Below are 13165 nucleotides of genomic sequence, written 5' to 3'. Positions count from 1 at the left end.
AAATGTCTGAGTGGATGAAAAAAACTGGACCTGAATCGGATATCGTCATCAGTAGTCGTATTCGGATTGCTCGAAACTTGGAAGAAACTCCTTTTCCCTATTTGTTGGATGAAGCTAGAGGTGAAGAGGTTGTCCAGCGGGTGTACCAAGCAGTGATAGAAGGGAATTCTGCCCTCAAAGACGATTTTAAATTATTATCTATGAAGGATTTGGATAAAATAGAGAGGTTAAAATATATTGAAAAGCACTTAATTAGTCCTGATTTGGCTAAGAATACAACTCAAGGGAACATGTTGGTCAATCGACAGGAAAGCATCAGTATCATGCTGAATGAGGAAGATCATATTAGAATCCAATGTATACTACCGGGATTTCAGTTGGATGAAACTTGGAACTTGGCAGACAAGATAGATGACTTGATAGAAGAAAAGGTAAAATATGCTTTCGACGAACAACTGGGCTATTTAACCTCCTGTCCTACAAATCTTGGTACTGGTATTAGAGCGTCGGTGATGATGCACCTGCCAGTGTTGAATATGACAGGATATATCAATAACATTTTCCATGCCTCCAATCAGATTGGCATCACCATCAGAGGAATCTATGGGGAGGGGACAGAGTTTTTAGGAAATATTTTTCAAATATCCAATCAAGTGACTCTGGGAATTACAGAGGAAGAAATCATCAAAAACCTAAAGGCTGTCGTAACCCAGATTCTCCAAAAGGAACGAATGATGAGGGGGACTCTGCTGGAGGAAAAGTCCATTGAGTTAGAGGATAGGATTTTCAGATCGTATGGTATTTTAAAAAGTGCTAGAATTATCAATGCAACAGAAGCCATGAAGCTGATTTCCGACGTAAAACTAGGAGTTTGCTTGGGACTATTAAAGGATACTACCCTTACCCTTGAAAATATGAATTACTTAATGGCGATGATTCAATTAGGTCATATGCAAAGTCATTTTAAAATGGAGTTAAAGGATCATGAGAGGGATGTAAAAAGAGCTGATTTTATTAGAAGTATACTGTAAAACTTAGGAGGTGCTTTTATGTCAATATTCGGTAGATTTACAGAAAGGGCACAAAAGGTAATTTTGATATCTCAGAAGTTCGCCCAAGAAATGCGTCATAACTATGTTGGTACAGAACACTTGCTATTGGGATTGATTCAAGAAGGGGAGGGTGTTGCAGCCATTACCTTAAAGAATCTAGGACTAAATCTTGATCAAACAAAGCAAAAAATCGTTAACATGATTGGCTATGGAAAAGAAAATGGAGACCTAATGGGCTTTACCCCAAGAACGAAGAGAATCTTTGAATTATCCTTTGATGAGGCTAGAAGCCTTGGTCATACTTATGTTGGAACTGAGCATTTACTACTGGGACTAATCCGAGAAGGGGAAGGAATTGGAGCAAAACTCCTGATAGGAGAGGGCTTAAGTCTAGATAAAGTACGACAAGAGGTATTAAAGCTATTGAACTCTGGTGGGACTAAAAATCCAAAGCAGAATCCGATGGAAGGTCATCCTCAGAATAATAATACACCAACTTTAGATCAATATGGTAGAGATTTAAACAACATGGCCAAAGAAGGAAAACTAGATCCAGTGATCGGTAGAAGTACTGAAATAGAGAGAGTTATTCAAATTTTAAGTAGAAGAACAAAGAATAATCCCTGTCTAGTGGGTGAACCAGGGGTAGGAAAGACTGCTATTGCAGAAGGATTGGCTCAGGCAATCGAAGAGGGACATGTACCAGAACTATTGAAGGGCAAAAGGGTTGTAACTATTGATTTAGCTTCTATGGTGGCAGGCTCTAAATATCGAGGGGAATTTGAAGATCGACTAAAGAAAGTGATGGAGGAGTTAAGACAATCGGGAAATGTCATTCTGTTTATTGACGAGATTCACACCATCATTGGAGCAGGGGGAGCAGAAGGTGCTATAGATGCCTCCAATATATTAAAACCAGCCCTTGCAAGGGGAGAATTACAGGCAATTGGAGCAACCACCCTTGATGAATATCGCAAGCATATTGAAAAGGATGCTGCATTGGAAAGACGTTTCCAACCCATTACCATCAATGAGCCTACTGTAGATGACTCCATCAAGATTTTAGAAGGATTAAGGGATAAATACGAGGCCCACCACAGGGTGAAGATTACTGATGAAGCCTTAAAGGCGGCAGCAGAGTTATCCCATAGATATATTACTGATCGTTTCTTACCTGATAAGGCGATAGATTTAATAGATGAAGCTGCATCAAAGATTAGACTAAAAGCCTTTACAGCTCCAACAGACTTGAAGGATTTGGAAGAAAAACTAGAACAGTTGGGGACGGAAAAACAAGAGGCCATCAACATCCAAGATTTTGAGAGGGCTGCCAAACTACGGGATGAAGAAAAGAATATACAAGATAAACTGGAATCAGGAAAGAATAATTGGAAGAGTGCCGCCCATACCAACGATGCCATTGTTGGGCAAGAGGAAATCGCCTCTGTTGTATCCACTTGGACGGGAATTCCTGTAAATAAAATGCAGCAGGAGGAATCTGAAAGACTATTAAAGCTGGAGGAAATCCTTCATGATCGAGTAATCGGACAGGAGGAGGCAGTGAAATCTGTTTCTAAGGCAATCAGAAGAGCTAGGGTTGGATTAAAGGACCCTAAAAAGCCGATTGGGTCCTTCATTTTTCTTGGACCAACTGGCGTAGGTAAGACAGAGCTTTCTAGAGCATTAGCAGAAGCCATGTTTGGTGATGAAAATGCCATGATCCGCATAGACATGTCGGAGTATATGGAAAAACATACGGTATCAAGATTAATTGGTTCACCTCCTGGATATGTCGGATTTGACGAGGGAGGTCAACTGACAGAAAAGGTGAGAAGAAAGCCATATTCTGTAGTGTTGTTTGACGAAATAGAAAAAGCCCACCCAGATGTCTTTAATATTTTGCTTCAGATATTAGATGATGGTAGGTTAACTGACTCTAAAGGAAAAACTGTAGACTTTAAAAATACAGTCATCATCATGACCTCAAACGTAGGTGCCCATACCATCAAGAAGCAACGGACATTGGGATTTGTAGCTCAAGCAAGCGATGAGTCTAAAAATGAGTACAATAAGATGAAGGATAATGTCATGGAGGAGCTTAGAAGATCCTTTAGACCTGAATTCTTAAATAGAATAGATGATATTATTGTATTCCACGGACTAGAAAGAAGCCACATTGGAGAAATCATTGATATTATGCTGGAGGACTTAAATAAACGATTAAAGGCATTGAATATTTCCCTAGAGGTGGAGGAAACAGCCAAAACTTATATTGCCGATAAAGGATTTGATCCACAGTTTGGTGCTAGACCCCTAAAGCGGGCTATCCAGAAGCTGGTGGAGGATAAGTTGTCGGAGGAATTATTGAAGGGTACGATACCAGAGGGAAGTCAAGTGAAGTTGGACTTTGTTGGGGATGAGTTAGTAGTGAGGAAGAATTAAAAAAGTAAGCATTTTCTAATTCAAAGACGTCATTTAGATAAAAAGTTTCGATAAGAAAGCAAAAGTAGAGGAGGAAGTCAAAACCCTTCACGACAAACAAATTGAAAATATTTTGCTTACAATACAGAAAGGGCAGGTATTCAAAAAATGACCTGCCCTAACTATTGAAATTTATAATGGCTAAATTCTACTAAGTTTGTATTGTGGAACTATGGAAAGGGGTGAATTTATGAGGAGAAATTATATTTTTTTAGGGATTATTCTTCTTATGATTAGTAATTTATTTTTGGTAGGTTGCAACACAGAAGAAAATAAGGAAGTAAGTTATGAAATAGTTTCTTTTGAAAGTGCTCCGAAAGAAGTTCAGGAGGAAATTAGTGAAGTAGATAAAAGAATTAGAGAATCAGTTATGAAGAATAATTATTCTAATAAGCAAACAACAATCTCTAGTGGCAGTATTGATTTAGGTAAAGAGAGATATGAGTATTTTATAACTAACAATCAAGCACCTAAAATTATTGAAGTTGGACCAGACAAAGTTTATGGTAGAGGAATAAGGATTATATATACTACTGAAAATATAGGGAATGTCAATTTTCCAGTTACTACAACGATTGTGAAATTAAATGATTATTATGGTAAAATTTCACATACCTATATAAGTCATCCATAAGAAGTTTTTGAGAAGTATCTATATACAATCCGATATACGCCCTATATGGTAGACGAAAAAACTATCTACTATGTAGGGAGCACAGTTTATGCTAAGAAGAGATATATAATCAATATCTTACTTGATAATTTTAATAGTCTCAAATAAATGTTATTCAATCTATTGATGGAGCGATATTTCTAATATATAGAATTAAAGCCAAAGAAAAATATCAAACAATATTTTTCTTTGGCTTATTTATGTTTTGGAACTTCTGTTAATATATGTTACAATGAAAGGATGAAATAAACATAAGCAGGTGATTGTGTGGCAAAGACCAAGAGTAAATTTTTATGTCAAGAATGTGGCTACGAAAGCCCTAAATATATGGGACGATGTCCCGGTTGCAATAATTGGAACACAATGGAGGAGGAAGTAGTCCAGAAGATGGACACTAGAAGATCCCCCTCCATCGTCGGAAAATCAAAACCCCAACCCATCAAGACCATCAAATCAAGTGTCCATGAAAGATACGACACTCAAGATCAGGAGCTGAACAGAGTATTGGGGGGAGGTCTGGTAAAGGGATCTTTGACCTTAATCTCTGGAGAGCCTGGGATAGGTAAATCAACATTGATTCTACAGGCAGGTAGTAAAATAGCCGAAAAATATGGTACAACCCTATATGTATCGGGGGAGGAATCGGAGGAACAGATTAAAATGAGGGCAGAACGGCTAGGGGCTTTGACGGAGAACCTTTATGTTGTTTCCGAGACTAATGTCGATATAATTGAAAAATATATAGAAGAGATTTCACCCGTGTTTATCATCATCGACTCTGTACAGACATTATATAAAGAAGACTTAACCTCTGCCCCTGGTAGTGTATCTCAGGTGAAGGAATGTGTGAACAATCTGATGAGAATCGGCAAGAGTCTTCATATACCCATGTTTATTGTCGCCCACGTGACGAAGCAGGGGGAATTGGCAGGTCCAAGGGTGTTGGAGCATATGGTGGACACTGTCTTGCATTTTGAAGGAGAGCGGACCCAAGAGTTTCGAGTACTACGGGCTTTGAAGAATCGTTTCGGGACCACCAGTGAAATCGGAGTCTATGAAATGAAGCAGGAGGGCTTGGTGGAGGTGGCAAATCCATCGGCCATGTTCCTAGAGTCCTTGACGGAGGAATCTGAGGGGGCTGTGGTGGTGGCTACGGTGGAGGGGACAAGACCGCTACTGGTGGAAATACAGGCTTTAGTAACCCCATCCAACGTAGGGTTTGCTAGGAGGACAGCAGTGGGGATCGACTTGAATAGGCTTAATCTAATTATTGCAGTACTTGAAAAGAAAATGGGACTCCCACTGATGAATTATGATGTATATATTAATGTAGTTGGCGGACTAAAGCTAGAAGGAACCTTCGCTGACTTGGGGGTGGCAGTTGCCATATACTCCAGTCTAAAGGGAATCAGTATAGCCACAAGAAAACTACTGGTCATCGGAGAAATCAGTTTGACCGCCGACATTAGACCTGTTCTTCAGTTGGAGAAGATGGTAAAGGAAGCAGAAAAAATGGGCTTTGCGGCTTGCATTGTACCAGAAAAGAATAATACAAAGTTCAATGACTTAAAAACGATAGCAGTTAAGGGAGTCCACAATATTAGAGAAGCCCTAAATTGCATAGGTAATTCTTAGTGTTTTAACCAATTTTAATATTAATATCTCTATTTTAGGGAATGATATAAAGTAATAAGTATTTTAGTAGGGAGGGTAGGGGCAATTGAGAGAAGAAGAAAAGAAACAGAAACAACTTTTAGATACAATAAAAATGTTATCACCTGGAACCCCCTTGAGGGAAGGGTTAGAAAATATCCTCAAGGGCAAAATGGGGGCATTGATCGTTATAGGGGATACTCCTGCAGTAATGGACATTGTAGATGGGGGATTTGCCCTAAATGTAGACTTTACTCCGGCCTATGTATATGAGCTGGCAAAAATGGATGGTGCAATCATACTTAATCATGGAGTTAAAAAGATTTTATACGCCAATGCTCAATTAATACCAGATCCATCTATTTATTCATCGGAAACTGGGATACGCCACAGGATCGCAGAGCGGGTGGCAAAGGAAACGGGAGAAGTGGTCATATCTATTTCCCAAAGACGTAATATTATTTCATTATATCAAGGATACAACAAATACATTGTTCAAGATACTGGTCGAATCCTCACAAAGGCAAATCAAGCTATCCAGACATTGGAGAAATATAAGGTCGTGTTAAATCAAGGGATGAATCATCTCAGTGCCTTGGAATACGAGGATTTAGTCACAACTTATGATGTAGCTGTTGTTTTACAGCGGACTGAAATGGTAATGCGAATTGTAAATGAAATTGAAAAATTCATATGTGAGTTGGGGAATGAAGGTAGATTGGTAAGTATGCAGTTGGAAGAGCTCATGGCAAATGTAGTGGAAGATGGAATGAACGTGATTAACGATTTTAATATTAATCAGCATCTAGATTCAAAAATGGTTTTAAAGGAAATAAAGAGTCTGTCCTCAGAGGAACTTTTAGACCTTTCAAATATAGCTAAGATTTTAGGATATGAAAATAATGTGGCAGCTTTGGATGCACCAGCTTTGTCTAAGGGGTATCGACTATTAAATAAAATCCCAAGACTACCTTCGGCAGTTATTGAAAATCTAGTTAAGCAATTTGGAGAGTTCCAACATATTTTGAAGGCCTCTATTGAAAAATTAGATGATGTAGAGGGAATCGGGGAGATCCGAGCAAGGGCGATCAAAGAAGGCTTGACTCGTTTGCGGGATCAGGTCATGATGGGGAGACAAATATAGAAAGCCAGCACCCTCACGTATTACCCCTTCAATTAAACTAATAACTAATAGGCAGCATAGCAAAAGGACAAGATGATGATTGATCTTGTCCTTTAATGATTAATTTTAGCTATAACAGACCATATTTTCCTAGGGTTTTTAGTTGTTCGTTGTATTTTGCCAACATTTCTTCTATATTGATGTCAAACACATTGCAAAGGGCTGTGAGGTAAAAGAAATTTGTAGATAATTCATGTTCGATTTTTTCTTTACAAATATCGCAAAATTCCCCATCAACATGATCCTTCATATAGCTCTTTAGTTGTGAGTAGGAAACATCCATGGGAATCTCTTGTCTTTCCCCATGGATTCTTATACAGCCACAGTATGTTGCAGATTTAGCAACAGCTCTATTGATTTTAGCTGTGCTTTCTTGCAACTTGGTAAGAATATCCAATATACTTCTATGGCGGATTAATACATCATCTACAATTGTTTGAAAGTCATCTATAGGAAAGTTTTTCATACTAGTCAACTCCTTGGGTTTAGTTTGTGTAAAGTGTCTTAAATGCTTCTAATACCATTATAAGTGTTAACTATTTCCTTTGTCAATTGGTGGAGATTGGGTTTTATAAAATCACAGTTAGGATCTTGTAAAAAAATATTTGACATATATAAAGGGATATGATAAAATTATTTATTTATTTGACATATATATACTAATGGTGTATACTATATGTAGTTTTAAATTGCCAGTTTTAGGAGGGTTTAATATGTTTAATATAGGAGATAAGATTGTATATCCAATGCATGGGGCCGGTGTCATCGAGGCTATTGAAGAAAAAGAAATACTAGGTACAAAGAGAAAGTACTATATAATGAGAATCCCACTAGATGATATGAAGGTAATGATTCCATTAGATAGTATGGAAGGAATAGGTATCCGCCAAATTGTTACTAAAGAAGAAGTAGAGAGTGTCATTGCGGTACTGGAGGCAAACGAAACAAAAATGCCTCAAAATTGGAATAGACGTTATAGGGCAAACATGGATCGTATTAAAAGTGGAGATATCTTTGAAGTAGCCGAAGTTGTTAGAAACTTAGTCCTTAGGGATCGAGAAAAATCTTTATCAACTGGAGAAAGAAAGATATTAAATAATGCAAGACAGATTTTAATGAGTGAAATTATCTTAGCAACTGACCTGTCATCAGAGGAGGTTTCAACCCTAATAGAAGATTCAATAAGAGAATCCCCTGAAGAATCCGTTGAAGAATCAACTGATAAATAAGCGAAAACATTATCTCATACACTAATTAAAAATAGGCTTAAAAGCTTAGTCAAAAATTAACCCCAAACAAGATATAATAAAAAAGGCATCAATTGATTTTAAAAAAAATAAAAGTGGTAATAATGTATGGTAAGGAGGTGTTTAAATGATTAATAGAATCATTAGAGGTGCTTTATCAATTGTAGGTGCTTTAGTAGGTGTTGCATTATTTGTTTCTGTTATTAGAAATTTAGTTTCACCAGCAGTACAGGACAACCTAACAACTTATATTACCGGAATTATAATTTCTGCTGTAGTAGGTGGAGGTATATTTTTTATTCTAACACCATGGATCATCAAGCAAGGAAGAGATTTAGCCAATTGGATTGAAAAGGAATTAGCCAATGTTCCCGTAATTAATATTGTATTAGGCTCAGTTGGATTAATTATTGGTTTAGTAATTGCATATTTAATCAGCCAGGTATTAAATGTAATACCGATTCCTTTAGTAGGAGAGATTCTTTCCTTAGCTTTGTATGTTTTCATGGCTTACTTAGGGGTTACCATAGCCACTAAGAAAATTGATGAGATTGTGGGTTTACAGATTTTATTTAGAAAAAACTCATCTAAAGAAAAAAACGGAAAAAAAGAAACCAAGGTTTCTCCCAAAATTTTGGACACAAGTGTGATTATAGATGGTAGAATTGCTGATATCTGTAAAACTGGGTTTGTTGAGGGCCCCCTCATTATTCCAGAATTTGTACTTGAAGAATTAAGACATATTGCAGATTCATCAGATTCCTTAAAGAGAAATCGTGGAAGAAGAGGTTTAGACATTCTTAACAAGATTCAAAAGGAGTTGGATATTGAGGTTAAAATCCATAGTAAGGATTTTGATGACTTGTCCGAGGTAGACACAAAACTTCTCAAACTCGCTCAATTCTTAGAGGGAAAGGTTTTAACAAACGATTATAACTTAAATAAAGTTGCAGAGTTTCAAGGGGTTCCGGTCCTTAACATTAATGAGTTAGCAAATGCAGTCAAACCAATTGTTCTTCCAGGGGAAGAAATGCTAGTGCAAGTCATTAAAGATGGTAAGGAATCAGGTCAAGGTCTAGCATATTTAGACGATGGAACTATGATTGTGGTAGATAGTGGTAAGAAATTCATTGGTAAAAATATTGATGTACTGGTAACCAGTGTGCTCCAAACGGCTGCTGGAAGAATGATTTTTGCAAAACCAAAGTCTATGGTGGACAAATCAGCATAAGTAACAAAAGCCTTCTTATTTGTAGCTCATACAAACAGGAAGGCTTTTTAAATCAAAAAAATATTGGTAAAATTAAGTAAAAATTATATAATGAAAAGGAAATAGTAAATATAAATACTTTTTATTACATATAAAGAATATAGAGGTGAGCTGTTTGGAAAAAGAAAAGCAACAAGTGAAGGCAGTCGTAGTAGCAGGTGGCAAGGGTAAACGAATGGGAGCCAGCTGTCACAAGCAATATATCATGCTACATAACAAACCAGTTCTAGCCCATACCCTCCAAGTATTTCAAGATTGTACTGAAATAGAAGAAATTGTTTTAGTTGTTGGAGAAGGAGAAGTAGAATTCTGTCAAAAGGAGATCCTTGATAAATATCAGCTGAGTAAAGTAGCCCGAGTGGTTGAAGGTGGAAAAGAACGTTTTCATTCCGTATATAATGGACTGGTGGCTATAGATAACTGTAGTATAGTTCTAATCCATGATGGAGCAAGACCCTTTGTCAAAGAAGAGATTATATTAAATAGTATAATGGAAGCTCAACGGGAGGGGGCTGTGATTGTTGGAGTCCCTGTCAAGGATACGATCAAGATTATAAACGACAATATGGAAGTGGCTAACACTCCAGCAAGGAAGACATTGTGGGCAATCCAGACACCCCAGACTTTTAGATATTCATTGTTAAGGGAAGCCTATGACAAGAACCAGTGGGATGAATCTATAACGGATGATGCCTCTCTGATGGAGAAGGTGGGTCAGAGGGTAAAGGTAATTATGGGGGATTATGAAAATATTAAATTAACGACACCAGATGATTTGTTAATAGCTGAAAAAATCCTGATGAAGGGAGAGGAAAACTAATGTATAGAGTTGGAATGGGATATGATGTCCATAGATTAGTAAAAGAGAGAAAATTAATTTTAGGTGGGGTTGAAATTCCCTTTGAAAAAGGGCTTTTAGGCCATTCAGATGCAGACGTATTATTACATGCAATAAAGGATGCTCTGTTGGGGGCAGCAGGTCTTGGTGATATAGGCAAACACTTTCCTGATACGGATGAAAACTATAAGGGGGCCGACAGCCTAAAGCTATTGGAGGTAGTTGTAGAAATGTTGGAGGAAAAGGGATACAAGGTAATCAATATTGACGCTACCATTATTGCTGAAAGACCTAAAATGGCTCCTCATATACTGCAAATGAGGGAGAATATTGCTAGGGTGGTAAAGACATCTATAGATGACATTAATGTAAAGGCCACCACCACAGAGGGATTGGGTTTTACTGGTAAGGGAAAGGGAATTGCAGCTCAAGTAGTAGCAAGTATTATCAAATTAATATAATAAGTTGAAAAGAGGGGATGTAGATGATTGAAGTAAGGGGACTGAAGAAAAATTTCAAAAACTTCGAAGCCTTAAAGGGGATAGATTTTATTGTTGCAAAAGGAGAAGTTTTGGGGCTTTTAGGGGAAAATGGTGCTGGAAAAACAACTACCCTAAGGATTTTAGCCACAATGTTGAAGCCCGATGGAGGTACTGTAAAACTGAATGGAAAAAATGTGTTGGACTCTGCAAATGAGATCCGAAAAGAAATAGGAATTCTTTTTGGTGGTGAAAGTGGCATATATGATCGGTTGACTGCTAGAGAGAACATTGTCTACTACGGGGAATTAAATGACATGACTAAGGATGAAATAGATGACAGAATCAAGCATCTTGTCAAGGTATTTAATATGGAGGAATATATTGATCGTAGGGCAGGTAAATTCTCTAAGGGAATGAAACAAAAAGTAGCAATTGCAAGGTCAATCGTGCATAATCCATCCATTATGCTGTTTGACGAGCCTACTTCTGGATTAGATGTAGGTGGAGCAAGAATCATTCAACAGTTTATTGAAACCTGTAAAGCAGAGGGAAAAACGGTGATTTTTTCAAGCCACTCAATGGCTGAAGTGGAAAAATTATGTGATCGAGTTGCAGTTATTCATAAGGGTAAGATAGTTGAATCGGGTTATTTAAAGGAAATTAAAGAGAAATATGATAAAAATATGGAGGATTTATTCCTGGAATTGGTAGGTGAAGGAAATGAATTATAAGCATATCGCTATCGTATTAAAAAAAGAGCTGAAGGATATTTTTAGGGATAAGAGAACTTGGTTAGCAGGAGTGCTAATTCCTGTAATGGTATTTCCTTTGATGTTTTATTTAATGGGTATGGGAAGATCAAAAATGGAGAATAACTTGAAGCAAGATATCCCAATTGCTATTGAGGCGCAGGGGGAAGAAAGTCAGCTGATCAGTTATATTAAAAATGCTGAGGGGCTCAAGGTGATGAAGGTGGAGGATGCCTATGAATCCCTAAAGGCAGGAGAGATAAAAACGATTATACACTTGGAGGAAGGATTTGAGGAGAAGATCAAGGGGCAGATACCTGCTAATGTTAAATTGATCTATGATGAAGTAAGTAGTGAGTCCACCATGGCTACTGCCACAGTGCAAAATGTAATTATGGGATATACTGAGGGGGTTAGGTTAGGAAGATTGGCGGAATTGGGAATTGATCCACAAAAGCTGCAGCCTACGATTATCAACAGAGAAGCCTATGTACCAGAGGGTGAAGAGTCTAAGGGGGGTGGGGAAGCCCTCATGTTACTGACCTTTCTATTGCCATTTCTACTAATGTTGTACCCTGTTATTGGGGGTATGCCAGCAGCGATAGATTTAGGTGCTGGGGAAAAGGAAAGGTTGTCACTGGAGCCATTATTATCAACTGGTGCTGACAGATTATCCATACTGGTAGGAAAGTATTTAACGATTTTATTAGCTTCCGTGATTGGGGTGATTACCTCATTGGCAGGATTAGTGGTATCTGCAAAGATGAATCCTGATATGATGCCGATGGAATTAAGTATTTCGCCTATATCAATTCTAATTCTAGTAGGGGTTTCTATGCTCATTGCCATGATGTTGAGCGGTGTAATGCTGGCAATTAGCGTGTTTGCAAAGTCCTACAAGGAGGCTGGAACGTATTTAAGTCCAATTACAATTGTACTGATGGTGCCAGCATATTTGACGATGTTCATGGATTTAAGAACAATTTCTACTAACTTGTTCTTTATACCGATATTAAATGCAGTCCTATTAATGAAGGAAGTCCTGGTGGATATAATTAATCCAGTACATATCGCCATTACCTTCTCAATGTCTTTTGCACTGGTGGTTGCATCATTATTATTTACAAAATATATGTTTAACAAAGAGTCGGTTATTTTTAGGTCATAATGGATAAACTAGCTGTATATAATTATAAGTTGACATTTTATAGAGATTTAGGTATGCTTATAACAAAGTCTTCCTTCGGAAGATTTAAATGTTGACTTCGTTGAAACTCATTAACGGAAAAGTTCTCTTTTATGTTCTTTTAAAGCAGAACTTTCCTATTCGTTATAAAAAAGAATATGACAAAGACTAAGATAGGAAATAGTAAGGAAATGATGCTTAATAGAGAGAAAATCCTCGGCTGAAAGATTTTTAGGCTTAATTTCTTGAACCCGTCCTGGAGTTGCTGATTGAAATAAAATCAATGTCGGTGGGGGCACCGTTATGCCTTTAAGAGAATCCAGTAGGATTAATTAGAGTGGTACCGCGGGA

The 13165-nt window shown here is 37.5% G+C and carries 12 protein-coding genes and 1 other annotated feature (1 of these 13 only partly in view); of the genes, 11 read left to right on the top strand and 1 reads right to left on the bottom strand.

Translation table 11 applies throughout. The features are described 5' to 3' along the window. The first annotated feature begins 2 nt into the window (after nt 1-2). The 5 genes from JOC73_RS09350 (at nt 3) to disA (ending at nt 7003) form a co-directional block, all read left to right on the top strand. The gene (locus JOC73_RS09350; protein ID WP_204402429.1) at nt 3-1031 is read left to right on the top strand and encodes a protein arginine kinase; all 1029 of its coding nucleotides are present in this window, start codon (nt 3-5) and stop codon (nt 1029-1031) included. A gap of 18 nt (nt 1032-1049) precedes the next feature. Beyond that, a complete protein-coding gene (locus tag JOC73_RS09345) occupies nt 1050-3494 on the top strand; it encodes an ATP-dependent Clp protease ATP-binding subunit (protein WP_204402427.1) in 2445 nt (814 codons plus the stop codon). Nucleotides 3495-3723: 229 nt separating this feature from the next. Next, a complete protein-coding gene (locus tag JOC73_RS09340; RefSeq protein ID WP_204402425.1) occupies nt 3724-4167 on the top strand; it encodes a hypothetical protein in 444 nt (147 codons plus the stop codon). Nucleotides 4168-4473: 306 nt separating this feature from the next. Then, nucleotides 4474-5841 carry a DNA repair protein RadA gene (gene radA, locus JOC73_RS09335; RefSeq protein WP_204402423.1) on the top strand — a complete coding sequence of 456 codons (1368 nt, stop codon included), beginning with the start codon at nt 4474-4476 and terminating at the stop codon, nt 5839-5841. Between the two features lie 85 nt (nt 5842-5926). Continuing rightward, on the top strand, nt 5927-7003 hold the full coding sequence (disA, locus tag JOC73_RS09330) for a DNA integrity scanning diadenylate cyclase DisA (RefSeq protein WP_204402421.1): 1077 nt from the start codon (nt 5927-5929) through the stop codon (nt 7001-7003). Between the two features lie 109 nt (nt 7004-7112). On the opposite strand, the gene JOC73_RS09325 is transcribed toward disA, so the two are convergent. Continuing rightward, on the bottom strand, nt 7113-7508 hold the full coding sequence (locus tag JOC73_RS09325) for a DUF1573 domain-containing protein (protein WP_204402419.1): 396 nt from the start codon (nt 7506-7508) through the stop codon (nt 7113-7115). A gap of 247 nt (nt 7509-7755) precedes the next feature. Here JOC73_RS09325 and JOC73_RS09320 point away from each other — a divergent pair, with 247 nt between their 5' ends. The 6 genes from JOC73_RS09320 (at nt 7756) to JOC73_RS09295 (ending at nt 12796) form a co-directional block, all read left to right on the top strand. Then, the gene (locus JOC73_RS09320) at nt 7756-8271 is read left to right on the top strand and encodes a CarD family transcriptional regulator (RefSeq protein WP_204402417.1); all 516 of its coding nucleotides are present in this window, start codon (nt 7756-7758) and stop codon (nt 8269-8271) included. Nucleotides 8272-8416: 145 nt separating this feature from the next. Then, nucleotides 8417-9520, top strand: a complete 1104-nt coding sequence (locus tag JOC73_RS09315) for a PIN/TRAM domain-containing protein (RefSeq protein ID WP_204402415.1) — start codon at nt 8417-8419, stop codon at nt 9518-9520. A 154-nt stretch (nt 9521-9674) separates the two neighbouring features. Continuing rightward, entirely contained in the window at nt 9675-10379 is a 705-nt protein-coding gene (locus JOC73_RS09310) for a 2-C-methyl-D-erythritol 4-phosphate cytidylyltransferase (protein ID WP_204402412.1), read from the top strand. Further along, nucleotides 10379-10858, top strand: coding sequence for a 2-C-methyl-D-erythritol 2,4-cyclodiphosphate synthase (ispF, locus tag JOC73_RS09305; protein WP_204402410.1), 480 nt, complete (start codon nt 10379-10381; stop codon nt 10856-10858). Before JOC73_RS09310 ends, ispF begins: the two co-directional genes overlap by 1 nt. Nucleotides 10859-10881: 23 nt before the next feature. Then, entirely contained in the window at nt 10882-11610 is a 729-nt protein-coding gene (locus JOC73_RS09300) for an ABC transporter ATP-binding protein (protein WP_204402408.1), read from the top strand. Next, nucleotides 11600-12796: an ABC transporter permease gene (locus tag JOC73_RS09295; RefSeq protein ID WP_204402406.1), complete on the top strand. Its 1197-nt coding sequence runs from the start codon at nt 11600-11602 to the stop codon at nt 12794-12796. The genes JOC73_RS09300 and JOC73_RS09295 overlap by 11 nt, the downstream gene beginning before the upstream one ends. A gap of 179 nt (nt 12797-12975) precedes the next feature. Continuing rightward, nucleotides 12976-13165 (top strand) — a binding site (T-box leader); it runs 20 nt beyond the window's last position.

The organism is Alkaliphilus hydrothermalis (assembly GCF_016908555.1).
Classification (GTDB): Bacteria; Bacillota; Clostridia; order Peptostreptococcales; family Natronincolaceae; genus Alkaliphilus; species Alkaliphilus hydrothermalis.
The sequence above is the reverse complement of the archived record's forward strand: the minus strand, read 5'-3'. Positions and strand labels throughout refer to the sequence as shown.